Annotated in this window: 21 protein-coding genes; 13 read left to right on the forward strand and 8 right to left on the reverse strand. The window is 59.8% G+C overall.

The genetic code is table 11. The features are described 5' to 3' along the window. Positions 1–73: 73 nt before the first annotated feature. From ACX93L_RS01310 to mgtA, 6 genes are all read right to left on the reverse strand, one after another. A complete protein-coding gene (locus ACX93L_RS01310) occupies positions 74–1216 on the reverse strand; it encodes an ABC transporter permease (RefSeq protein ID WP_459403171.1) in 1143 nt (380 codons plus the stop codon). After that, complete coding sequence (locus ACX93L_RS01315) at positions 1213–2154, reverse strand: ABC transporter ATP-binding protein (RefSeq protein WP_459403172.1); 942 nt, start codon at positions 2152–2154, stop codon at positions 1213–1215. The genes ACX93L_RS01310 and ACX93L_RS01315 overlap by 4 nt, the downstream gene beginning before the upstream one ends. Continuing rightward, positions 2151–3119 carry an HlyD family secretion protein gene (locus ACX93L_RS01320; protein WP_459403173.1) on the reverse strand — a complete coding sequence of 323 codons (969 nt, stop codon included), beginning with the start codon at positions 3117–3119 and terminating at the stop codon, positions 2151–2153. Before ACX93L_RS01320 ends, ACX93L_RS01315 begins: the two co-directional genes overlap by 4 nt. After that, the gene (locus ACX93L_RS01325; protein WP_459403174.1) at positions 3116–3739 is read right to left on the reverse strand and encodes a TetR/AcrR family transcriptional regulator; all 624 of its coding nucleotides are present in this window, start codon (positions 3737–3739) and stop codon (positions 3116–3118) included. Before ACX93L_RS01325 ends, ACX93L_RS01320 begins: the two co-directional genes overlap by 4 nt. 191 nt (positions 3740–3930) lie before the next feature. Continuing rightward, positions 3931–5358: a mannose-1-phosphate guanylyltransferase/mannose-6-phosphate isomerase gene (locus ACX93L_RS01330; RefSeq protein WP_459403175.1), complete on the reverse strand. Its 1428-nt coding sequence runs from the start codon at positions 5356–5358 to the stop codon at positions 3931–3933. Between the two features lie 271 nt (positions 5359–5629). Next, the gene (mgtA, locus tag ACX93L_RS01335) at positions 5630–8269 is read right to left on the reverse strand and encodes a magnesium-translocating P-type ATPase (RefSeq protein ID WP_459403176.1); all 2640 of its coding nucleotides are present in this window, start codon (positions 8267–8269) and stop codon (positions 5630–5632) included. 128 nt (positions 8270–8397) lie between these two features. Between mgtA and ACX93L_RS01340 the strand changes: the two genes are divergently transcribed. Beyond that, a complete protein-coding gene (locus tag ACX93L_RS01340; protein WP_459403177.1) occupies positions 8398–9378 on the forward strand; it encodes a zinc-dependent alcohol dehydrogenase family protein in 981 nt (326 codons plus the stop codon). A gap of 25 nt (positions 9379–9403) precedes the next feature. On the opposite strand, the gene ACX93L_RS01345 is transcribed toward ACX93L_RS01340, so the two are convergent. Next, on the reverse strand, positions 9404–9865 hold the full coding sequence (locus tag ACX93L_RS01345) for a MarR family winged helix-turn-helix transcriptional regulator (protein WP_459403178.1): 462 nt from the start codon (positions 9863–9865) through the stop codon (positions 9404–9406). 218 nt (positions 9866–10083) lie between these two features. Between ACX93L_RS01345 and ACX93L_RS01350 the strand changes: the two genes are divergently transcribed. The 11 genes from ACX93L_RS01350 (at position 10084) to ACX93L_RS01400 (ending at position 22533) form a co-directional block, all read left to right on the forward strand. Next, positions 10084–10779, forward strand: coding sequence for a fumarylacetoacetate hydrolase family protein (locus ACX93L_RS01350; protein WP_459403179.1), 696 nt, complete (start codon positions 10084–10086; stop codon positions 10777–10779). Between the two features lie 23 nt (positions 10780–10802). Further along, positions 10803–11423 carry a TetR family transcriptional regulator C-terminal domain-containing protein gene (locus tag ACX93L_RS01355; RefSeq protein ID WP_459403180.1) on the forward strand — a complete coding sequence of 207 codons (621 nt, stop codon included), beginning with the start codon at positions 10803–10805 and terminating at the stop codon, positions 11421–11423. Positions 11424–11550: 127 nt separating this feature from the next. Then, positions 11551–12912 (forward strand): aspartate aminotransferase family protein, encoded by a 1362-nt coding sequence (locus ACX93L_RS01360; protein ID WP_459403181.1) that lies wholly within the window; start codon positions 11551–11553, stop codon positions 12910–12912. A 291-nt stretch (positions 12913–13203) separates the two neighbouring features. Further along, positions 13204–14700: a hypothetical protein gene (locus ACX93L_RS01365; RefSeq protein ID WP_459403182.1), complete on the forward strand. Its 1497-nt coding sequence runs from the start codon at positions 13204–13206 to the stop codon at positions 14698–14700. A gap of 220 nt (positions 14701–14920) precedes the next feature. Next, positions 14921–15334: a hypothetical protein gene (locus tag ACX93L_RS01370; RefSeq protein ID WP_459403183.1), complete on the forward strand. Its 414-nt coding sequence runs from the start codon at positions 14921–14923 to the stop codon at positions 15332–15334. A 298-nt stretch (positions 15335–15632) separates the two neighbouring features. Continuing rightward, entirely contained in the window at positions 15633–16838 is a 1206-nt protein-coding gene (locus ACX93L_RS01375; protein ID WP_459404118.1) for a tyrosine-type recombinase/integrase, read from the forward strand. 206 nt (positions 16839–17044) lie between these two features. After that, the gene (locus ACX93L_RS01380; protein WP_459403184.1) at positions 17045–17398 is read left to right on the forward strand and encodes a helix-turn-helix transcriptional regulator; all 354 of its coding nucleotides are present in this window, start codon (positions 17045–17047) and stop codon (positions 17396–17398) included. A gap of 56 nt (positions 17399–17454) precedes the next feature. Continuing rightward, on the forward strand, positions 17455–18324 hold the full coding sequence (locus tag ACX93L_RS01385; RefSeq protein WP_459403185.1) for a hypothetical protein: 870 nt from the start codon (positions 17455–17457) through the stop codon (positions 18322–18324). Positions 18325–18883: 559 nt separating this feature from the next. Next, complete coding sequence (locus tag ACX93L_RS01390; RefSeq protein ID WP_459403186.1) at positions 18884–19972, forward strand: GmrSD restriction endonuclease domain-containing protein; 1089 nt, start codon at positions 18884–18886, stop codon at positions 19970–19972. Next, the gene (locus ACX93L_RS01395; RefSeq protein WP_459403187.1) at positions 19969–20940 is read left to right on the forward strand and encodes a hypothetical protein; all 972 of its coding nucleotides are present in this window, start codon (positions 19969–19971) and stop codon (positions 20938–20940) included. The genes ACX93L_RS01390 and ACX93L_RS01395 overlap by 4 nt, the downstream gene beginning before the upstream one ends. Positions 20941–20985: 45 nt before the next feature. Further along, complete coding sequence (locus tag ACX93L_RS01400) at positions 20986–22533, forward strand: Eco57I restriction-modification methylase domain-containing protein (protein WP_459403188.1); 1548 nt, start codon at positions 20986–20988, stop codon at positions 22531–22533. 103 nt (positions 22534–22636) lie between these two features. Here ACX93L_RS01400 and ACX93L_RS01405 read toward each other — a convergent pair whose 3' ends face one another. Next, a complete protein-coding gene (locus tag ACX93L_RS01405) occupies positions 22637–23182 on the reverse strand; it encodes a recombinase family protein (protein ID WP_459403189.1) in 546 nt (181 codons plus the stop codon). 324 nt (positions 23183–23506) lie between these two features. Here ACX93L_RS01405 and ACX93L_RS01410 point away from each other — a divergent pair, with 324 nt between their 5' ends. Next, positions 23507–24088, forward strand: coding sequence for a hypothetical protein (locus ACX93L_RS01410; protein ID WP_459403190.1), 582 nt, complete (start codon positions 23507–23509; stop codon positions 24086–24088). The last annotated feature ends 186 nt before the right edge of the window (positions 24089–24274 follow it).

Here is a 24274-nt window from a genome sequence, read left to right on the forward strand (position 1 = left end):
CTTGTGCAATGCAGCGTCATAAAGCAAGGCCGTCGATCCGCCGGCGGGCCGCTTCCTGCCCGATCTGCCGGTCTCAGTCGAGCGTGCGGCGGAAGCGCCGGACGGCAATCGTCATCGCGACGATGGTGAGGAAGACCAGAGCCAGCGTGTCGTAGGCCAGTACGTCGATCGACGCGCCCTTCAGCATGATGGCCCGCACGACGCGGATGTAATGGGTGAGAGGTAGCGCCTCGCCGATCCACTGGCCCCAGTTCGGCATGCCGGCAAAGGGGAACATGAAGCCCGACAGAAGGATGTTCGGCAGGAAGAACATCATGGCCATCTGCACCGCCTGCAGCTGGTTGGTGGCGATCGTCGAGAAGGTGTAGCCGATCGACAGGTTGGAGACGACGAAGAGGGCAGTGACCCCAGCGAGCGCGAGCGGGCTACCGAGAATGGGCACCCGGAAGACGAAATAGCCCGCGGTGATGATGATGATGGCCTGCACAAGGCCGATGACGACATAAGGGGCGATCTTGCCCAGCATGATCTCGATCGGCTTGATCGGCATGGAGAGCAGGTTTTCCATGGTGCCCCGTTCCAGTTCCCGGGTGACCGAAAGCGCGGTGAAGATCAGCAGCGTCATGGTCAGGATGGTGCCGAGCAGGCCGGGGACGATGTTGAGGGTCGAGGAGCCGGCCGGATTGTAGCGGCGATGCTGGACGATGGTGAAGGGGGGCTTGCTCGCCTCGGAAATCGATACCATGCGGTCGTGTTCGAGCGCGCTGGTTATGATGCCTGACAGGGCGCCGAGCGCGGAGCTTGCCGCGACGGGGTCGGTGGCATCGGCCGCGACCAGGAGCGCCGGGCTTTCGCCCCGCCTGACGGCCCGCTCGAAGCCTTCCGGGATCTCGACGACGAAGAGTGCCCGGCCGGATTCGAGCAGGCGGTCCATGTCCTCCGAGCGAGTCACGATACCGCGAATATCGAAGAATTCGGTGTTTTCGAGGGCGGCGAGGATGGAGCGACCGAGATCACTGTTCTCGCGCATCAGGACGGCGGTCGGCAGATGGTGCGGTGTGGTGTTGATGGCGAAGCCGAACAGGAAGAGCTGCATGACCGGGATCATCACCATGGTGGCGAGCGTGATCCGGTCGCGCGTCATCTGGATGAATTCCTTGATCGTCATCGCCCAGAAGCGGCGAAGAAAGCCGTCCTCGAACCGTCGTGTCGTCATTGGAAATTGTCCTCCGAACGGTTCATCAGTTCGATGAATGTGTCTTCGAGCGTGGGCTCGCTCGGCGCCCATTGCAGGTCGGAACGCGCCCGGAAGGGCGCGATCGCGGCAAGCAGGGCGGCCTCGTCGCGGCCGCAGACATGCAGGCTGGTGCCGAAGGGGGCTACCATGTCGATGCCGGCGATCGCCTCCAGCTCCGGCTGCAACCTGTGCACACCCGGGCCGGACACGGTCCAGGTGTGCAGTCCCGTCGAGGCGATCACCTCGTCGACTGTCCCGCGCACGAGGAGCTTGCCATAGGCCATGTAGGCGATCTCGTGACAGCGTTCCGCCTCGTCCATGTAGTGGGTGGAAACGAGCACGGACAGGCCCTCGGCGGCGAGCGCATGGATCTCGCTCCAGAACTCGCGTCGTGCCTTCGGATCGACGCCGGCGGTCGGCTCGTCGAGCAGCAGGAGGTCCGGTTCGGGCAGAATGCAGGCGCCGAGCGCCAGCCGCTGCTTCCAGCCGCCGGACAGATTGCCAGCGAGCTGGTTTTCGCGGCCCGACAGGCCGAGCCGTTCGATGGCATCGCGGGCCTTCCGCTTCGGGTCGTCCAGATTGTAGACGCGAGCGACGAATTCGAGATTTTCTCGGATCGACAGGTCCTGGTAGAGCGAGAATTTCTGCGTCATATATCCGACCCGGCGGCGGATCGCTTCCGACTGGGTGAGGATGTCGTAGCCGAGGCAGGTGCCGCTGCCGCTGTCCGGCGTGAGAAGGCCGCAGAGCATGCGGATCGTCGTCGTCTTGCCGGAGCCGTTCGGCCCGAGGAAGCCGTGGATGGAGCCCTTGCGGACCTTGAGCGAGAGCTTGTCGACGACGACGCGGTCGCCGAAGCTCTTGGTCAGATCGGTGACGTCGATGACAGGTTCAGAGGGGGCGGAGGCCTCGGTCATTTCGACGTGCTCGCCATCGTGACGTCGACGGGCATGCCGATCCGCAGCTTTTCCGGATGCTCGGGGATCGCTTCGACCCGGTAGACGAGCTTCGCCCGTTCTTCGAGGCTGTAGATTTCCGGCGGCGTGTATTCGGCTTCACCGGATATGAAGCTGACCTTTGCAGCCGTGGTGGCGCAGCCGTCGCAGGAGACATTCACCGTTTGTCCGAGGGCGAAGCGGGTGATGTCGGTTTCCGCGACGAAGTAGCGTATGCGCACGGCGTCCGGTGCCAGAAGCGCGACGACGGGACGGCCAGCGGGCACGACTTCGCCCGCCTTGTAGTAAAGCGTCTGGACGCTGCCGCCGACCGGCGCCTCGACGGATAGCCGTTCCAGCGCATCGCGGGCGGAAGCGAGGTCTGCCTTTGCCGCTTCCATCGTCCGCTCGGCCTGGCGGATCGTTTCAGAGCGGGCGGGCAGGCCTGCCAGTGCGATCTGCCCGCGGATGTTGTCGAGGGCGGCGCGATTTGCCGCCTCGGCCGCAATCGCCGCATCGAGATTGGCGCGGGTCGCCGTGCCGCTGTCGGCAAGCGCGCGCATGCGGTTCAGTTCCTGCTCCGAGAGGGACAGCTGGGCTTCAGCCTGGCGCTCGGAGGCCTTCAGGATGGTGATTTCCTCCGGCCGCTTCTGCGCGGCGACCGCGAGATCGTGCTGGGCCTGAAGCGCCTCGTAGCTCGCCTCTTTCGCCGCGACCAATGCGCGGGCTGCAGTGTCCTCGGTCGCAAACAGCAGTTTGCCTTTCTCGACCGCGTCGCCTTCCGCGACGGTGACCGTCGCGAGGCGCCCGGCACTTTCCGGGCCGATGAACAGGAGGTCCGCCTCGATCCATCCCTGGTAAGGCCGTTCGGCATGGTTGCCCAGGTAGAACGGCACGGCGATGAGCGCGAGGGCGACGAGGGCGGCGAGCAGAATGACGCGTTTCATGGCGCCTCTCCTTCGGAGGGCAGGAACAGGGTTTCGAGGAAGGTTTCGAACACGGCCCTGGTGTCGAGATGTTCGTAGGGCTCGAACAGCGATTTCCAGATGACCGCCATCAGGACCGGAGCGAAGACCAATTGCGGTACGGTGGCGATCTTCGGGTTGCGCAGTTCTCCGCGTTCGACGGCCCGTTCGAGCACGCGGCGCAGGAGGGCAAGGCCGACGGAAAGGACGTTGCGATGATAGAATTCCGCGACGACCGGGAAGAACTGCCCCTCCGAGATCAGGAGACGAAGCATGTGCCGGCGGTCGGTGCCGAGGATCTCGCTGTCGGCCATGGCATAGAGGCCGGCAATGACCGTCCGCGGCGGGATCCTGTCATTGTTCGCCATCTCGGCCATGCGGGCGAGGATCGGCGAGGCCATGCCGGAGGCGAGCGAGGTGAAGAGCGCCTCCTTGTCCGGAAAATGAAGGTAGACGGTGCCCTTGGCGATGCCGGCGCGGGCGGCAACGTCTTCGATGCGTGTGGCGGCGAAACCGCGTTCGGAAAACAGCGCGAACGCAGCGGCAAGGATTTCTGCGCGCCGCTCCTCGGGGTCGCGCCGTCTGCGGGTTCTTTCGGTCATCGTTCTGTTCAACTGTTAATGACTGTCCGGTCAGTCATTAATCCATCTTGCTTGGCTCCGCAACCGGCGTGGTCGGGCAAAAGCGGGGTCATAAAGACGCAGGATAACAGCGCTGAAAATGAAAAGACCCGCGGAACATGGTTCCGCGGGTCCTGGATGAAAGGTTGGTGGCCTCCGAGGGCCCCGAACGCTCAGCTCCGGCCGAACTCGTCGACGAGGCGGATGATGTCGTCCTCGCCGAGATAGGATCCAGTCTGGATCTCAATCAATTCGAGGAGGATCTTGCCGGGATTGCCGAGGCGGTGCACGGCGCCCTGCGGGATGTAGACCGACTGGTTCTCGTGCAGCATCATCACCTTGTCGTCGATGGTGACTTCCGCGGCGCCCTTGACACAGATCCAGTGCTCCGAGCGGTGGTGGTGCTTCTGCAGCGACAGCTTCTTGCCCGGATGGACGAAGAGGCGCTTCACCTGGAAGCGCTCGCCGTTGAGGATCGAGGTGTAGCCGCCCCAGGGGCGCAGCGACGTCGGATGGTTCTCCGTCAGTGCCGCGGTCTTCTTGTCGGCAGCGAGCAGCTTGACGAGGTTGCCGACCTGCTGGCTGTCGTCGAGGCGGCCGACATAGACGGCGTCCTCGCTCGCAATGACGGCCACGCCTTCCATACCCTGCACGGCCAGATGATTGTCGCGGGACATGACCAGCGAGTTGCGGGTATTCACCAGGGTGGCGTTGCCGCTCACCACGTTGCCGTCCGCATCGGCTTCACCGATCTTCCACACAGCGTCCCAGCTGCCGAGGTCGGACCAGGTGATCGGCGAGGGGACGACTGCGGCATTCGGCGTCTTTTCCATCACCGCATAGTCGATGGAGATGTTCGGATTCTCGGCGAAGGCGGCGGCGTCGAGGCGGATAAAATCGAGATCCTTCGTCGATTTCTCGACCGATTTTTCCGAGGCGGCGACGACTTCCGGGGCGAGGGTGCGCAGTTCGGCGAGCATGTGCTCTGCACTGAAGACGAACATGCCCGAATTCCAGAAGAAGTTGCCGGACGCCAGCATCTTCTCGGCGTCTGCGAGCTTCGGTTTCTCGACGAAGCGCTTGACGGCATGGGCGCCGCCGGGCAGCGCGTCGCCCAGCTCGATGTAGCCGTAGCCGGTCGCCGGTTCGTTCGGGGTTATGCCGAAGGTGACGATCTTGCCGGTCCGGGCCGCCGCTGCCGCAGTCGCCACGCAATTGCGATAGGTGTCGTCGGCGACGATGTCGTGGTCGGAGGGCAGCACCTGTACAACGGCATCCTTGCCGTAGAGATCGGCAGCGATCAGCGCTGCCACGGCAACGGCTGCCGCCGTGTTGCGGGCTTCTGGTTCCAGCACGATCCCTGAGAGCCTGATGCCTTCTTCGCGGGCTTGTTCGGCGACGAGGAAGCGGAACTCCTCGTTGGTGACGACAAGCGGTGGTTCGTAGAGTTCGGGGTCGGATACCCGGTCGAGCGTCCCCTGGAAGAGGGTCTTGTCACCGATGAAGCGGATGAACTGTTTGGCAGCAGTGGCGCGCGACAGCGGCCAGAGGCGGGTTCCTTTTCCTCCCGCCATGATGACGGGTACAATCTTCACGGTCATGTTCTGCTTTGCCTTTCGGTTTGGCGGACGAAGGGATTTCGGCGCGGCGCTGCCGGAGAAGAGACGCGGTATCTGGCGAATACGGCGATGCCTGCCCGATCCTCCGGTCTTTAGCCCTAACTCCCCGATGCGTTCTTTTGTTGCATTTTTCGGCGACGACTCCAAGCCTTCCGCAGGACGGACGAAGGAGACGTCGTCGCCGGGGTCCCGCCTGTCACGGCGGAAAGCCGACTGCCGCGGACGCTAATCCGAGGGGGATTAACGTCCGGTTTCACACGGTGCTGACACGGCGCGTATGTTTCGCCGCGCGACGCCGGCGCGGGTGCTGGTGCGTGGTTCTGCGCGTGTGCTCATGGGCGAAGAACCAGTGCTTGGCGACTTCGGAGGCGATCAGATAGAGCAGCGTGATGATCGCAAGGCCGGCGAGCACCCCCGGCGGCAGCGGAACGAAGCCGAACCAGTCGGCGCCGGGCAGGTAGGGGACCGACAGGGCGAGCGCGATCACAGCGATCGTGGAGATCAGCAGCCAGCGTCCCGGTCGGCTCTTCCAGGCCGGCTTGGCGGTGCGGATGACCAGCACGATGGCAAGCTCGGTGATCAGCGACTCCACGAACCATCCCGTCTGGAAGATCGCCGCCGTCTCCTTCGTCATCACCATCAGGAAGCCAAAGGTCAGCATGTCGAACACCGTGCTGATCAGACCGAAGACGATCATGAAACGCTGTACGTAGTCGATGTTCCAGCGTTGCGGGAGCATGACGGCCTGTTCGTCGACATTATCGCTGGCGATCGTCAGCGACGGGATGTCGGAGAGGAAGTTGTTGAGCAGGATCTGTTTGGCGAGCAGGGGCTGGAAGGGCAGCACGAAGGAGGCGACCGACATGCTGATCATGTTGCCGAAGTTGGCGCTGGTGGTGGTCGAGACGTATTTGAGCGTGTTGGCGAAGGTTTTTCGTCCGTTGTCGACACCGTCGAGCAGCACGTCGAGGTTCTTGTCGACGAGCACCATATCGGCGGCCTGCTGAGCGACGTCGGCGGCACCTTCGACCGAAATGCCGATATCGGCCTCGTGGAGTGCAGGCGCGTCGTTGATGCCGTCGCCGAGATAGCCGACGACATGGCCGCGCCCGCGCAGGGCGGCGACGATGCGCTGCTTCTGGTTGGGGTCGATTTCGACGAACAGGTCCGTTTTCGAGGCAAGGGCCGCCAGCGCTTCGTCTGCGGTGTTGGAAAGCTCCTCGCCGGTCAGGATATGATCGGCTGACAGGCCGACCGAGCGGGCGAGGTGGGCGGCGACGTAGCGGTTGTCGCCGGTGATGACCTTGACGGCGATGCCGCGTTTCGCAAGGGCGGCAAGGGTCTCGACGATGCCCTGCTTCGGTGGGTCGCTGAACAGCAGGAAGCCGGCGAAGGTCACCTCGGTCTCGCTGTCGCGGTGATAGGTTTCGGGCGGCGTATCGAAGTGGCGGACGGCAAGGCCGAGGACGCGGAAGCCTTCTGCGCTCCAGTCGGAGAAACGCTTCTCGAGAGTCTGGCGGGTCTCGGCATCCAGCGGGCGGCTTTCTCCGCCATCGAGATAGGTCGTCGAGATTTCGAGGATGTTGGCGAGCGCGCCCTTGGTGATCAGCCGCTGGCCCGGCCTGCCGGGCTCCTCGACGATCACGGAGAGGCGCTTGCGAAGGAAGTCGTAAGGGATCTCCCCGACCTTGCGGAACTGTGAAGTGTCCGTGCCTGCCTCTGTCGCCGCCGTGTTGATCGCGTCGTCGAGCGGGTTTGCCATGCCGTTTTGCAGGCGGGCGTTGAGGGCGGCGAAAGTCAACAAGGTGTCGTCGGCGGTGCCGAGCGGGCCTTCCAGCCGGTCCAGCCGCACGACGCCCTCGGTCAGCGTGCCGGTCTTGTCCGTGCAGAGCAGGTTCATGCTGCCGAGGTTCTCGATCGAGGCGAGACGGCGGACGATCACGCCGCCGGCGGCCATCCGACGGGCACCGTTCGACAGCGTGACGCTGACGATGGCCGGCAGGAGTTCCGGGGTCAGCCCGACCGCGATGGCGAGCGCGAAGAGCAGGGAGTCGATCAGCGGGCGTTCGAGAAGCAGGTTGCCGGCAAAGATCACCACCACGATGATCAGCGTGACCCGCGTCATCAGGTAGCCGAAATGGCGGATGCCACGGGCGAAATCCGTCTCCGGAGGCTCGACCTGCAGGTGACCGGCGATCGTGCCGTATTCGGTGGCGGAGCCGGTTTCGACGATCACCGCACGGCCGATGCCGCTGCGGACCGACGAACCGGTGAAGACGACGTTCGAACGATTGGCGAGCACCGCCTCCTTCGACATCTCGCCGGGGCGCTTCTCCACGGGGAAAGTTTCTCCTGTCAGGGCCGACTGGCTGACGAACAGGTCGGTCGCCGAGAGGATGACGGCGTCAGCGGGAATGAGGTCGCCTGCCGCAAGCTCGATGACGTCGCCGGGAACGAGGAGGCTCGCCGGGAGCGCGCCAAGCTTCCCGTCGCGCCAGACCTTTGCCTTGAAGCCGATCCGCTCCTTGAGTTCTTCCACGGCGCGCGAGGCGGAGTATTCCTGGTAGAAGCTGAGCAGCGAACTGGCGAGGATGATGATGGTGATGATGATGGCTTCTCGCCATTCGCCGACCGCGATCGAGATCGCGGCGGCCACGACGAGAATAAGGACGAGCGGGCTCTTGAATTGGCCGAAGAAGATCCGGAGCCCCAGCCAGCGGTTCTCGTCGCGAAAGACATTGGCGCCTACCTGCTTCAGCCGCGCTTGGGCGGTGTCCGTCGACAAGCCCTTTTCGCCGGTGCCGAGATCGGCCAGCAGATCGCTTTGCGGAAGGCTCCAATAGGCATGCAGTTCGGTAGGGTCGACGGAAACAGGCGTGGCAACGGATGACATGGGATTGTCCGGGCTGAAGGGATGGACGTCGAAAAGAACTTGATTCCGATCACAGCGTCATGAAGGCTTTTGCAGCATAGACGATCGCAAGCCGCGCTGTCATGCGCGATGCGTCAGGGAGACATGTGATGAAAGCGTTGGTGCTTCATCGGCCGGGCGAGGCGTTGAAGCTGGAAGAGCGGCCCGATCCGGTTGCCGGGCCGGGTGAAATCGTCGTGCGGGTCGAGGCCTGCGCGGTCTGCCGGACCGACCTGCATGTGGTCGACGGGGACCTCACCGAGCCGAAACTTCCGCTGGTGCCTGGCCACGAGATCGTCGGAATCGTCGAGAGCTGCGGAGAGGAAACCTCGCTCGCCCCCGGTCGGCGGGTCGGCATCCCCTGGCTCGGTCATACATGCGGCTGCTGCAGCTATTGCGAAAGCGGTCGGGAAAACCTTTGCGACCACCCGGGTTTCACCGGCTACACGCGCGACGGAGGGTTCGCCACGCATGTGGTGGCGGACGAAGCCTATGCCTTTCCGCTCGACGGCTTTGCCGATCCAATCGCGGCCGCACCGCTGATGTGCGCCGGGCTGATCGGCTGGAGGTCGCTCAAGATGGTGGGAGAGGGCCGGCGGATCGGGATCTACGGTTTCGGGGCCGCGGCCCACATCATCGCGCAGGTCTGTGCCTATCAGGGACGTGAAGTTTATGCCTTCACCCGTTCCGGCGACGCGGCGGCGCAGGCGATGGCACGATCACTCGGCGCGACATGGGCGGGAAGCTCGGACGAGACGCCGCCGGCCATGCTCGACGCGGCGATGATCTTTGCCCCAGTCGGCGACCTGGTCCCTGCGGCCTTGCGGGCGGTTGCCAAGGGCGGGCGCGTCGTCTGCGGCGGCATCCACATGAGCGACATCCCGCAGTTTCCCTATTCCATCCTCTGGGGCGAGCGTCAGATCCTGTCGGTTGCCAATCTCACCCGTGCCGATGCGATCGAGTTCCTGGCGCTCGCGCCGCGCGCCGGCGTCGTGACGACCACCACCGTCTACCCGCTGGACCGCGCCAACGAGGCGCTGGACGATCTGCGGCACGGGCGTTTCCAGGGAGCGGCGGTTCTCGTTCCCTGACGCAGGTCGGGGCGGAGCGGTAGCTTCAGTCGAGGCGCAGCGGCGCCCGGCTTCGATCGTTGACGGCGTCGCTTGCCTTGCGCAGCAGGCGAACCAGTTCCTGGCGTTCGGCGTCGGTCAGCCCCTCGAGAAGGATGGTCTGGCTCTCCCTGACGACCGGGCGGATCTCGGCGAGCGTCTCGGCACCCTTCTCGGTCAGGAAAAGGTTGCGGGCGCGGCGGTCTTTCGGGTTGGTCTCCCGCCGCACCAGTTCCTTCTGCACGAGACGATCGACGACCCCGCCGATGGTGACGCGGTCATAGGCGATGTGGTTGGCAACGGTTGCCTGGTCGAGGCCCGGCGTGGCGTCGATCGCGCTCAGCGCGGCATACTGGACGGGCGTGAGGTCGAAGCCCTTCTTCGCCGTCTCGTCCATGAAGATTGATACGGAAGCCTGGTTGAGGCGCCTCACCAGATGTCCGGGCAGATCATAGATTTCCAGTTTCACGATTGCGTTCCCCCCGCTAATACACGCTTTCTCTAGCGCTTATTAGGACAACAAAAAAGGGTAGGGTCGTTTCGAGGTGTGACTTGAAGCGTGGCCAGCGCATTTTTCCGGCGCCTCCGACCCGTCGATACTGGCAAGGCGCCAGGGTTCCTGATTTATGTCGGTGCATGCTGCGCGGCGCGAGACCGGGCTATGTGCGAAGAGGTGCGAGGCAAGAGATGAAGACGCTTTTCGAAATTCCGGCCATTCCCGTGGTCCCCGTCCGGGGCGAGACGGCCGGTTACCCGGTTCACCGCATCTTCGGCGTCGGCCGCAACTATGCCGAACACGCCGCCGAGATGGGCTATGAGGTGGACCGCGAGGCGCCGTTCTATTTCACCAAGCCGGCCTCGGCGATCGTCGCGAGCGGCAGCGCAATTCCCTATCCTCCGGGAACCTCGAATTTTCACTACGAGATGGAACTGGTGGTCGCCATCGGCGCACCGGCCTTCCGGATCGGCGCCGAAGAGGCCGCGGACGCGATCTTCGGCTATGCCGCGGGTCTCGACCTGACGCGACGCGACCTGCAACTCGCGGAACGCGCCAAGCAGCGCCCGTGGTCGCTCGGCAAGGCATTCGAGAACTCGGCCCCCATCGCCGAGATCGTGAGGGCGGCGGATTATGCCGACATCGGCCCGCAACGCATCCGACTGACGGTGAACGGCGAAACCCGCCAGGACGCGCATCTGAGCGACCTCGTCTGGTCGGTTCCTGAGCTCATCAGCCATCTGTCGCGCTTCTATCATCTCGTTCCGGGGGATCTCATCTTCACCGGTACGCCGGCCGGGGTCGGTCCGCTTTCGCCCGGCGACCGGGTGCTGGGCGAGATCGACGGCCTCCAGCCGGTCGACATCACCATCGGCCCGGCCGAGTAAGGCCGGCCAGGCAGGAGCCGCGCATGGGCGAACTCGGCAAATTCGAACGCAAGCTTCCGGAGGAGCGCCGCCGCGCGCTCATCACGGCGACCCTCGCCTGCCTCGCCCGCGAGGGTCATGCCGGTCTCTCGATCCGCAAGATCAGCGCGGAGGCCGGGATCTCGGTCGGGCTCATCAATCATCACTATGCCAGCAAGGACGAACTGGTGGGGCATGCCTACGAGGCCTTGTCGCTCGGCCTGCTCGACAATATCCGTGACAAGGTCGAGGCGGCCGGAAGCGATGCGCGCGCGCGGCTCAGCGCCTATTTCCGTGCCTCGCTGTCGGCGCCGGTGCTGGAGCGCAGCACGCTTCGCACCTGGGTCGTATTCTGGGGGATGATCGATCACTCGACGATCATGACCGATGTGCACGACCGCACCTATGCCGAATACCGCCGGCTGCTCGAGGAATTGCTCGCGGCCGTTTGGGAGGCGTCAGGCAGGCCGCTTCCCGATCTTCGGCTCGCGGCCATCGGCCTCGTCGCGATCCATGACGGGCTCTGGCTCGAATGGTGCCTGAACCCAGAAACCTTCACCTCCGAGGAGGCGATCGGGCTCTGCGAGCAATGGACGGACGCGATGCTCGCGACCACGTCCGGCTGAGCCGTCAATCTGGAAACTGAACACTCGTTTAATTTCTCTTGCGCGCGGCAACGAGGCCTGTATCATCAGCCCCGAAAGCCCACCCGTCCCCGCGTCTTGCCATGGCGCGCCAGCCCAGAGAAGAACGATGTCCAACGCCAAGATCACCAGCACCGGCAGCAGCTACGGTGTGCAGGCCCTGCCGAAAATCGCCTACGGGCAGGGAAGCTACGTCTATGACGTAACCGGCAAGCGATATCTCGACGGGTCGGGTGGGCCGGCGGTCTACTGCCTCGGGCATGCGCATCCGGAAGTGACGGAAGCGGTGAAGGAACAGCTCGACCGGATTGCGCACGCCTATCGCTATCTCTTCACCTCCGACGCGGTCGAGGAACTGAGCGAAATCATCACCCGCAACACCGGCGGACACTTTCCGAACATCGTCTATGTGTGCAGCGGCTCCGAAGCGGTGGAATCCTGCCTCAAGATCGCCCTCCAGTATCATACGGCCCGGGGTGAAAAGAGCCGTCGGCGGTTCATCTCGCGCCGGCGCTCCTGGCACGGCAATACGCTCGGGGCGCTCTCCGTCTCCGATTTCAAGACGCGCCGCGATGCCTTCGAGGGCAGCCTGCTCGACGTCGCCTTCGTCTCCAGCGCCAATGCCTATCGTCGGCCGGAAGGTGTCTCCGCCGAAGGCCTCGTCGCCTATCTCGCGCAGGAACTGGAAGACGAGATCCTGAAGATCGGACCGGACAAGGTCGCGGCCTTCATCTTCGAGCCGGTCGTCGGGGCTGCCGGCGGCGTCGTGCCGGCGCCGGAGGGCTATGCCCGGGCAGTACGTGCTGTCTGCGACCGATATGGCGTCCTGCTGATCGGCGACGAGGTCATGTGCGGCTCGGGTCGAACCGGCACCTGGCGGGCGCTGGAACATGACGGCGTCGTGCCGGATATCATGAGCATCGCCAAGGGGCTGGCGGCCGGCTACCAGCCGCTCGGCGCCGCACTTTACAGCGACAAGGTCCACGAGACCCTGATGGCCGCCCATGGCGGAGCGATGACCGGCCATACCTTCACCGGCCATACCGCCGCCTGCGCGGCCGGGGTCGCCGTCCAGAAGATCGTCACGCGGGATCGGCTCCTGGAGCGGGTGACCGTGCGCGGTGCGCAATTGCAGGCCGAACTGCGCGCGGCGCTCGCCGATGTGGCGGAAGTCGGCGACGTGCGTGGCCGGGGCTTTTTCATCGGTCTCGAGATGGTCGCCAACCCTGAGACCAAGGAACCGTTTCCCGCCTATGCCAGCCTGCACGCGGCGATCGGCCGGCGCGCCTTCGAGGCGGGGTTGATCTGCTATCCCTGCACGGGCAATGTCGGTGGCGTCGCCGGCGACACGGTCATCCTCGCGCCGCCCTACAATGCCCGCGAGGAAGAGCTTGCCGAGATGGTGGCGACGCTTTCGTCCGCGATTCGCGAGTCCGTCGCCGAGGCGCACCGCACCGTCGCCAGTCGCTGAGGTGATCCGACGGGGCGGCCACCGTTATATTTCATCAATCAAAAGTCGCATTTTGGCACAGGTCGACCGCCCCCGGCCGTCGCCAAATTGTCATGCCTGAAAGAAAGTTGTTGGAATCGGGGCAGGGCTGCCCGATGCACTGAAACTTTGCTTTGACGCAGGTCAAAACATGCTCAATCTTCCCATCATGGGTAGCTGATGTGGACGACGTGACCTGAAAAGGCATTTCTAAACAATTAATTAGAAATATACGAAATAGTTGTTGGGACCGGATTGGGGGACAAGATGGTCATGAGCTTTTTTCGCCGTACCGATGAGCAGTACAAGGTTTCTGCCGGGGCCGGACCGTCGGCGGGACGTCCGATCGGGGCAACGACATCTTCGTCGTCCGTGATGTCGCAGCAACCCAGGGGAGAACTCGGCGACTGCGAGGCCTTCGGTTCCGTGGTCGAGGAAAGCCATCTTTCCTCGGAACAACTGCTGTCGGGTCTCGGCTTCCTGCAGGAGCGGGTATCTTCGCTGCTGACGTCGCATGGTGATGCGCTCGCCGAACTCGGTACGCTTCGCACCGAGCGGGCGCGGATCGCAACGCTGCTCGACTACGAGAGCAATGCGCGGCGCAAGCTGGATGCCGAGACGGCGCGGCTGGCCGGCGAAAACAAGGAGCTCAAGGCGGAAAATACCCAACTCCGGTCCGACGCCGATGACGCGCGCGAAAAGCTCGTGCGGCTCGAGGCACTCTACGAGGCCAATGCCCATGACCTGGCAGTGGTCGAAGCCCGCCTTCGTGACGCGGCCCGCGAACTCGACGAGCGGATCGGCCAGTACGACGAGACGGCGGCCCTTCTCAAGCGTGCCCATCATGATCTCGAGCAGCGCAATCGCGATTTCGCCGCCATGCGCGAGAAATACGAGACCGAGCGCACTCAGCATCAGGTGCTGATCGAGACCTCGCGCCGCGAGTCCGATGCGCAGGCGCGTGAAATCGAACGGCTGGCGGAAGACAAGCGGCAGCTGAAGGCCGGCCTGGTGCATCAGGAGAACCTGTCGCGCAATCTGGTCGGCGAGGTCACGACGCTGAAGCAGGAACTGAACTTCACGGAAGAGAAGCTCAAGCGGCTGCAGTCGGAACTCGACACCAAACAGAGCGCGATGACCGTCGAGATGTCGCAGCTCGTCACCCGAAACGAGGCGGTGAGCTCGAAGGCAGAACTGGTCGAGAAGCTTCTGGTGACGGCGAGGGGTCGCGTCAAGCTGGTCGAGGACGAACTTCAGGCGACGCGTTCGGAGCTCAAGCAGGTGAAGGCGGAGTTCGCCACATCGTCGCTCAGGGCCGACCGTCTGGCGCAGGAGCTTGCCGATGCTCGTTCCACGCATTCCGACAACGAGTCGCAGCGCCGCGATCTGTCGCTGCAGGTCAGCGAACTGACCATGCGCCTGCGCGATTCGGAAAACATTCGCGGCAAGCGGGATCGTGACACCGAAACCCTGAAGCGGGACTTCGACCAACGCAGCCATGCGGACCAGGAAGAGATCCGCCAGTATCGTTCGAGTGCCGAAGTCGCCAAGGCTGAAATTCGCCAGCTGCGCTCCGAGATCGCTATCCTGACCGGCCAGCTCGAAGTCGCCCGCAACGACCGCCAGGCCCAGCCCGCTGCGCCGATGCCCGCCGCGTCGCTCGGGCCGCTCGAAAACTGGAGCCTGCCGACCGAACCGGCGGCACCCAAGCCGATCATCGAGATCTCGGAGAAATCGCTGCGCAGCCCCTGGCCGCCGGCGGAAACCTGATCCCGACCTGCTCGTCACGCTGTGGCGTGACGGACCAGCCGCCCGAAGGGGCGTATCTGAAAGCCGCCGGTTCATGAGGAGCCGGCGGCTTTTTCCGTTATGTGCGCCTTCGCTTTGGGCTTCAGTCTGGCGTAGCCGATCATGACCGGAGATGGCATGGATCGGATAGGACGGGGCGCGGGGGCATGCTAGGAATGCGTGCCAATGGAAATGAGGACCGATGACGGAGCCTGCCACGAGAACAGTGCCTGGACGCGTCTGCGGGGCATGCACGCTCTGTTGCGACCTGCCGGACATCGATGAGCTCGACAAGCCCGCTAATACGCTCTGTCGCCATTGCGTGCGCGATCAGGGCTGTCTCACCTATGAGGCGCGGCCGAGGACGTGCCGAAGCTTCTATTGTTCCTGGATGACGGATCCGCAGATGGCGGCGGAGTGGGAGCCGGCACACAGCCACATGATGGTCTACCGGCAGGGGCTGCAGCTCACCGTGCTGGTCGATCCGCGCCGTCCCGATGTCTGGCGCGGCGAGGGATATCTTGCGACCCTGAAGCGTTGGGCAGGTGAGACGGAAGCTGAGGGCGGTTATGTCATCGTCTTTGTCGGGGACGAGGTGATGAAGATCGCCCCTTGAGTCGGGACCGCAAAGCCTGGTCCCGAATGCGACAAGGGCTCGCAGATTTCTCGGCAAGCCCTTGTTTGAATTAGGATGGTGGGCGTGACAGGGATTGAACCTGTGACCCCTACGATGTCAACGACGGGGTCGGGCTCCTCGGTGCTTCCTCTAACATCCCTAGTCTCCTTAAAACAGGCGTTTTTCGCGGCTTTTCCCCGCTTGTGTTTCCCTGCAGTTCCTGCGATGCCGGTTGCTAATTGGTTGCTATCAAGTCTGGGAGTTATACTTGTCGATCACAAAACGGGATGTGGATGCGATGGAAGTCGGTTCGATCCTTTGGGACTCAGGCCGTGGTTGCGTAAGCGGCTTCGGCGTACGGCTCCAAAGGCAGTCGCGAGTGTTCATTCTCAAGTATCGCGAAAACGGGCGTGCTAGATGGCATACAATTGGACGCTTCGGTTCGCCGTGGACGGTAGAGGCAGCCAGAACTGAGGCCCGAAGGTTGTTGGGTATCCTTGCTGGCGGGCAACCCATCTCAAGATCACGAAGCTCGACCTCATCTTCGCCCGCTACAATTGCAGAACTGTGTGATGAATATCTTCACTCTGCTGAAGCTGGAATCGTACTAACGCGTTTCAAACGTCCAAAAAAGGCTTCCACCCTACAGATCGACCGAGGGCGGATCGAGAGGCATATCAAACCCGTTCTAGGCGCTTTTCGCCTCTCAGATTTGGATCGAAAGGCAGTGCGTCACCTGATGGCAGAAATAGTCAGCGGAGCAACCGCCGTCGATGTAAAGACAAAACCACGCGGGCGGGCGAGAGTTACCGGTGGGCCGACGACCGCCGCGCGCGTGGTCGATCTATTGTCTGGCATAATCGCATATGCGGTAGAGCAAGGGTATTTAGTCTCGAACCCGGTTCACGGCGTTCAGCGATACAGAGCGCAGCCGCGCGAGCGATACCTCACCGATCTGGAACTCGCAGAACTTGGTCGAGCGCTAAAGGCATCCGCTGAGCACCCCTACGCGAGAGTGATCATCAGGTTACTCGTTATGACGGGCTGTCGACTTAGCGAAATATCAGCCTTGCGCTGGAGTGAGGTTGACTTTCAGGACGGTTGCCTTCGCTTCGCAGATACAAAAACCGGGAGGAGTACCCGGGCCGTAGGCACGGCAGTGATGAAAATACTACAAACAATGCCGAAAGTCGCTGGTTACGATTACGTATTCCCTGCTAGTCGAGGTTCAGGTGCTTATAGTGGAACTAAACGGGAGGTCGCCAAAATCTTTGCGGCTGCCAATATTAGCGGCGCTACATGCCACACTCTGCGTCACACCTTTGGTACTGTCGCGTCCGGCCTCGGATATTCTGATTCGACTATCGGCGGTTTGCTAGGGCACGCCGGCCGCACTGTGACATCCAGATATGTACATCGGCCAGATGATGCCCTGAAGCTTGCCGCTGACGATGTCTCGAAGCGGATACAAAGCTTGCTTGATGGTGAGAGTGAATTAACTTGATGATTTCTCTTGACCAGCCTAGTGCCGAGATCCATCTTTCAAGATGAAGCACCCGAGCCCGCAATGGGCCAGTGATCAGCTGATCCGCCTCGTCTCATTTAGAGAAAAGGTACGCTTCGATCTCAACCGACCTCGGTCGGCTGGATTGAAGTCGTACCGCGTGTCGCTCTTCGTCCAGCCTCCTAGGCTTTCAAGGACGAAAAGTCATGAAGACACTGAAGCATTCAACTTCTAAAAAAACATCGCTGGACGAAATGAAGGCGCTCGTGCTGCGGATTGCCGCGCTTTGTGCGCAGGCAGCTGACAGAGAAACTCACGATTTCTTGCCTAGCTACGGCACTCGGGCACCTCAGGCAAAGCGTAAATATCAAGAAAACGAAGCCTTAGGAACTGCGGAGGCGGCAGATTATCTGGGTCTTTCACCAAAAACGCTGGAGAACTGGCGAGTGCGGGGCGGCGGCCCCCAGTTTATGAAGATGGGGTCCCGCTGCTTGTACAGCGTGCAAGGCCTGAATGACTTCAAGAAGTTGAACGCTCGCGGCAGCACGTCTCAATCCTGAGGAGATGAGCGACGGCGGTCATCAATTGGCCGCCGTCCGTTTAGTTGGAGAGCCAAGTGATCGATCCTCGAAAGCGTGAAGCTGAAGCGAAGGCAAGATATATACAGAAGAGAGAGGCTGAATCACTGCGCCTGCACGGCGCAGAGCAGATCCGCACGCTTGAGGAGTTGTACCATGCCCAATGGGCGATGATGGCTCGCTTCGCGCGCAACGGTATTCCAGAAGAGAAATGGCGTCATCTAGAGGCGTGCGGAGAAGGCGTGTGTCCTCACACGGTTTGTAGCGGTGCCTGTTGGTTTGGAGAGCGGGCTGAGACTAATCGCCTACTCGTACAGGCTGCCAATCTACTTCAGGCGTCCAATAAACGGCTTTTCTTCGTTACTGTGATTGACCCTTGGTACTCCTGCAGTACGGGCAGTTTATCACAACTTAGTCTGTCGGCTGCGACGCTTGGGATAAAGCGGCGGTTTAGGAACGCGTCTCATCTCTTCTCAACTGATATTGCATTCGGTTTCGCAGAAGTTGCCATGATGGAATGGTACAGGGGCGTGCGCCGATGGGTCATGCATTTCCACATCGTCCTTGCCACCAACGCACCTCAGGATGCAGTGCGCGAGGCGTTTCGGCCCCTTAGAAAGCCCCCGGTCCAATTTCTCGCGGGACGTAAGAAGTGGCGTCCTGTCGTCGTCAAGCCGGTAACATCATTGCATAACGTTTTGGCGTACTCAGCGAAACGCAAAGTTGAGTTCGTTCCGCCTGCTGGGGCAAATCGGCGCGGGAAAGCAAAAGCTACCGGACAAGCAACTTCTGCCGAGCTCTGTGAGTATGATGCTTGGCTCCTCAATCAACGCCTTACTCATCGTCTGTTCTTCAGAGGTTTGAGGCGCGTTCATGGCAATCTCATACCCTTTAAGTCTGCACGATGATCACACCACTTTTTTGATTAGCCTGCCGTGACTGCCGCATCACGCCTATATGCTTCGGCATTGATGAGCCTAACAGTTACAGGCATTCATCCAGCATAATTATTACATGTACACGAACGCATGTGAGTAAAGCGGATAGCCAAAGCTCTTGCCAAATCCAACTTCGGTGCACAGTAGGAGTGCTGCAGATCAAGGAGGGAGGGAGTGAGGTGGTGAGTGAAGAGCGAGTGAGTATTTTTTGAGTGAAAGAGAGTGTGCTCTCCGGCCTCGCCATGCTCGAGCGAAGAGGCCTTCGAACCGAGGACACTCTTACAGCAGGATCGAATTGGAGGAGGTAGCCGCCATATTGCTTGAAGGACCAAAGGACCGAGGTGCCGACCTAGGAATTCGGTGCAAGCACTGATCTGCACGCCTTTGTAGGGATGAAATCATTTGTGACGGTAGTTGCACTCGTGCATCGGTATGCTACCTAGTGATGTTGATAAAATCCGAGCATTGATTGGATCCTCAGTTGGTTAAAATTAGCAGGCGACCGGGCACGCAGGACATTTCTTGGTTCTTGGACCAGAACGAAGCGGGACGTTTGGACCTCGATCCACCTTACCAGCGGCGATCTGTTTGGACTCCCAAGGATCGTCGCTACTTCTTGGATACCCTATTTCGAGGTTATCCCTGTCCGCCTGTGTATCTTCATAAAACAATAGATCAATATGGATCCGCCATGTTCCATGTTGTCGATGGGAAGCAAAGAATTGAAACTATCATCAAATTTGCTGATAATCGGCTCCGGATTCCGGAGGACTACGGTGATGAACGGCTCAACAATAAGCGATGGAAGGATATCGTCTCCGACACGCAGATGCGGAACGCATTTCTGAACTATCCATTCGTCGTCGAGTATTTTGATGATGTCGAAAGCTCGATCGTCAATGAGATATTCGAGCGAATGAACAAAAACTCCCGCAAGCTAACTCAGCAGGAGTTACGCAATGCTCGGTATGATGGGTGGTTCAGTCGAGAAGTAGATCGAGAAGTAAACGAGGGTATCTGGCGTAAACTTGGGATATCGACCACTGGGCGCGCTCGGCGGATGGCCGATGTGCAGTTCGTCGCTGAGCTTCTAATGCTGATCATCGACGAGAAGATTGTTGGATTCGAACATGCTGCAATCGACAATGTCTATGCAGACTACGATGATCTAGCCGAACGAGATGAGTCCGAGGCGCCTTTCGATGAGGAAAAGTTCCGGACCATTCTGTCATCCGCAAGAGATTTTCTAACTAAAATGTATGATCATGAGCCGCGCATAGCCGACTATTTGTCGAGCGTCTCAAATATGTATGTGCTATGGGCGGTCTTGGTTTTAGACAAACCATTGTCTGCTGACGATACTGCGCAAAAGTACCTCCAACTCATGGAAACAGTTGCGCTTATAGCAAGAGAGAAGAAGTTTATTGACCACGAAATCCCCGATGCGCAAGAGCTGCAGGCGGAAGATTCCTCTGACAATGAAGTGCAGGTAACGCAAGGCGAACCGACCCTTTACAACGCGGCGCTCGAATACTTTGATGCAAATCAGAGTGCCACGACAGAGTTCCCGCAGCGAGCGAAGCGTTTGAGTGCGTTACGAAGGGCGTTGCAGACTTGAAGACTGACAAGGCTATACGCGATGCCTACGCGGAGCATCAAGCTATAAACAGCTTGATTAAGCGAGAGGTTGACAGTCTGCGAGGCAATTTCGATGCCCGTTGGCACTATGAATCGAGACTTAAGTCGGAAGAGAGCTTCGCCTTGAAAGTGGAATCTGGCAGAGTTCTCGAAGGCTTTAAAATAGATGACTTCTTTGCCTGTACGTTTGTTGTTCGGAACTCTACAGAGATTTCAGCAGCCACAGAAGCAGTTTCGAGGACCTTCAAAATCGAATCTCGTCGGCCTGAAAATTTGGCGGTCGCGGCGGGAAGACCGTCGGAATTTCAGTTTGACGATCTAAGGCTATATGCCAAACTTAAACCTAGTTTTCGTGGGCACGAACCTATCAATGATGTTCTGTTCGAAATTCAAATAAAGACGTTTCTGCAACACGCGTGGGGAATCGCAACTCACGATCTCACCTATAAGACGGACGAAGTTAGCTGGGCGAAACTGCGTGTTGCTTACCAGATTAAAGCAATGCTCGAGCATGCAGAGCTTTCGATCGAACAATTCAGCAACCTAGCTGGCTCTGACATTATCGCCAAGGGCCACTCTGAGTACGAAGCGCTTGATAAGATTATCTCGACCTTCACGTCGCTCTGGGACAGGTCTGCATTGCCCAAAGATATGCAACGGCTAGCGCAGGCGGTAAAATCAGCAGCCGATCTCTTAAATGTCGGTGTTGATTCGTCTATCGGGTACCTCCGCGCCGATACGGAGAAGGGGCAAGGGGCCAAGAACCTCGATCTGTCACCTTTTGTTGTTACTGTGTCGTCGATGCTTTCAAACCATAAAATCGATGTTCCTGCTGTTCTTACGGCTGCCAAGAGACGGCGTAGGGTTAGCAAGATAATGCTTCCGAGAGCTGTTCAAATCCCTTCCTATTTGGAGCCATTGCGCGATAAGCTCATTGTGAGCTATTGAGCGCCGACTAAAATTTTCTGAACGCTTCTCTTCGAACTGGTCGCAATGCGTTTTACATCTCCGCATGGAAGGAAACGCCTCGGGCAGTATTTTACCCCGGAGGCTGAGGCTGCGTGGCTATGTGAATGGGCCATCCGGGAGCCTCACGAAAGGGTACTGGAGCCTAGCGTGGGGGAAGGTGCGTTAGTCAAAGCGGCGATGGCTCGGATCGATGACTTGGGTGGTGCTTCCTCGGAAGCAATATGCGGTTACGATATCGATGGAACCGTGATCTCAACGCTGCAGCAATCGCTTGACCCTCCTTTGCCCGGCCTTTTCAAACATGATTTTCTGAAATTGAAGCCGGCCTCGCTGGGCCCCTTTGATGTAGTCTTGGCAAATCCCCCCTTCACGCGCAACCACCAGATTGCTGAAGGCCTTAGAAGAGAGCTGAAGCAGACGTTTCCAATCCGTGGAGCCGCCGGTCTCTGGGTGTACTTCCTGCTTCATGCTCAAAGTTTTTTAAGGCCGGGGGGACGGTTGGCGTTCATTGTTCCCGGTGCTGCGACGTTTACAGATTATGCGGCGGATCTAGTTGGTCAATTGAGGTTAAATTTTCGCGATGTTCAGCTTAAGGAAATGCGATCGAAACCAGACTGGACCGGCGCGGCTGACGAACGAGGGGTATTTCTGCTCGCCGACGGCTATCAGATTAATTCGTCAATAACCGTGGCACCCAAACGAAGCCCGCAACGGTCGCGGGCATTCGATGCACTTGATACACTCAAGCTTAACAGCCGGCCTCTTTCGGAGTACGGGCGCCTCTCAATCGGCGCTGTTACCGGTGCAAACAAGACATTTCTTTTGACAAGGGCCGAGGTGGAGGAGTTCGGCATTCCTCCCGATGCACTGTTGCCCATTGTCAGCAGGGCAAAACAGGTCCGTGGCCTTCAAATTCATAAGGAAGACCTTGAAGAACTGGCAGCAGTTGGTCACAAAACGTGGCTTTTGTATCCGGCTGAACTCGGGCCCAAAGATGGACCAGTGCGGCGACGACTCGCTACCATTTCACCCTCGGTGCGTCGAAACACTGTATGGCTCAATAAGCGCAAGCCATGGTGGCGCGTGGGAATTGAAGGCTCTTGTGATGCCGTCTTTACCTATATGAACGACCTTGGCCCGAATATATCTTTGGTTGAATCGGGTATATTCTGCACAAATACGTTACATAAGATCCAATTTAAAACGGATATTAGTTGTATCCAACGGAAGATTATTTCGCTTTCTATGATAACTACGTTTGCCCAGTTAGCTGCAGAGGCTATCGGTCGCGGTTACGGCGGCGGTGTCCTAAAATTCGAACTGAAGGACGCCCGCCGGTTTCCTATTCTCTTGCCGCCTAGCTCAATCGATGAATCGTCATTTGACCTAGTCGATAGGGCTCTTAAGTATAATCGATTTGATGAGGCGCGTGAACTGGCCGACGAACTGCTGATGCCTAGTATCATTGGTGAGGGATGGCGGACTAGTATAGTTCCTCTTCGAAAAATGCTGAGCGAAGCTCGGGCTTCTCGCCGAGCAGGAGCCGCGAGAGCTTTATCCCTGACGTTTTAGATCCCGTCTGAGGTTAACTTTGCATGGCTTCCAGCTGGCCCTGCGTTTTCAAAGCTGAACCCTACCAAACCGTGCCCAGCGACCGCCGACATCGCGATCCGAGCTAAGCCTTCCGGAGGATCCTATACACCTGCATTCGGGAACACTTCGCCTCGCGCGCTACGGCAGTTAGGCTCATACCTTGAGCGACCAGATTCCGTATCATGTCGCGGTCGATGCGAACTTTCCCCCCTTTGTAGGCACCCGCTGCCTTCGCCCTTTGTATGCCCTCTCGTTGCCGCTCGCGCAAAAATCGTCGCTCCATCTGGGCAACCATACCAAGTATGGTGAGAATGACTTGACCCATCTCGCCGCGTGTAGAAACGTGTGGATCGAGGATCGTTACGAATGCTCCCCGCTGATGGCACTCGTGCACTATGTTTAGCACGTCGCGGGTATCGCGCCCAAGCCTATCAAGGCGCGTGGCCACGAGCTCGTCGCCCTCTCTTAGGAACTCGATAACCGTCGCCAATTCGGCGCGACCTTCGCGACTGCCACCTGACACTTTCTCTGATCTAATAATCTCGCAGCCTTCGGTTCGCAGCCGTGTTTGCTGAATTTCAAGATCCTGATCAACCGTACTTACCCGTGCATAGCCGATGCGTGCCATGTGTAACCTCAAGCTTTAGGCCGAAGGCTACCGCGTCACAAATACCCAGTGTCAACTTACATGTGACGCATCCGGTATAGGAGGTGCAGCCAGATCCGTCACTGGCCAATGTTACAGCAGCTGATACCCCGGCGTTACGCGATAATGGCTGCTTGGCGGCGCCTGCATGTTCGTATCGAAAGCGGTGCTGAGTAGTCTCAATTATCCGACTTTCTGACGATACACGGCAACTCCTGTTGAATCGCGCGCCTGCTATTGCAGAATCCCGGTCGGAGTCCTTACCTCTCACGGCAAAAGGGACGTGGGGTCGGCAGGATGAAATATTTGTATATTGCAATCGCATTGGTTGCCATGATCGCGGGTGGAGTGGCGTGGGTTGATGGAATGGAGCCGCTTTGTTTGCCGGGCGAAGCATGTCTGCGAGAATGGATTTCGGCGACGAGCGGATGGGCCGCAGTAATTGCTGCCATACCGACTATTCTCTACCTTTCTAAACAGGTGAGAGATGCTGACCGCCACCAGAGAACTGGCTTCGCAATTCAATTGCGTAGACACCGGATTTTGGCTCACCGGACTGCCCAAATTGCTCACGTGTCGTTGATGATGATCGAGGGTTTTGACAGTACAAGGACGGAAGGCGAATCACCTGACGTAAGGAAATGGGATCTCGAGACGACAAGCAGCATGATTGGCATTCTTCGCGACACGACGATCGCTGCTTTCGAGGCGGAAATTGCTCATCCAATGTCTATGAGCGGTGCCGCTATCGCAATGGTGATCGAGCGGGGATATGAAGGGCAGCAGCCAGCTTCTTCGGCCGCACCGGAACTCGCCCGAAGCTTTTTCAGTAATATAGCGAGACAGGCGGAGGATTATCTCGCCGAAACGAAATCCATCACCGAGTAGATTATTGCGACGTGCCTGTAGCCGTCAGTGCTGAATGAACTTTGCCTGATTTGGGGTCGATTGCTCACCGTTCGCTGTCAGAAGAGCTTACAAGTAAGAGATTCGAGAACTTCTACGATGGGAGATTCTGAATACCCGCCCAGTCCGAGCATCCTCATGACGACTTGGAGCCCATGGCAAGCGGGG

It is taken from the genome of Rhizobium sp. CAU 1783 (assembly GCF_054551725.1).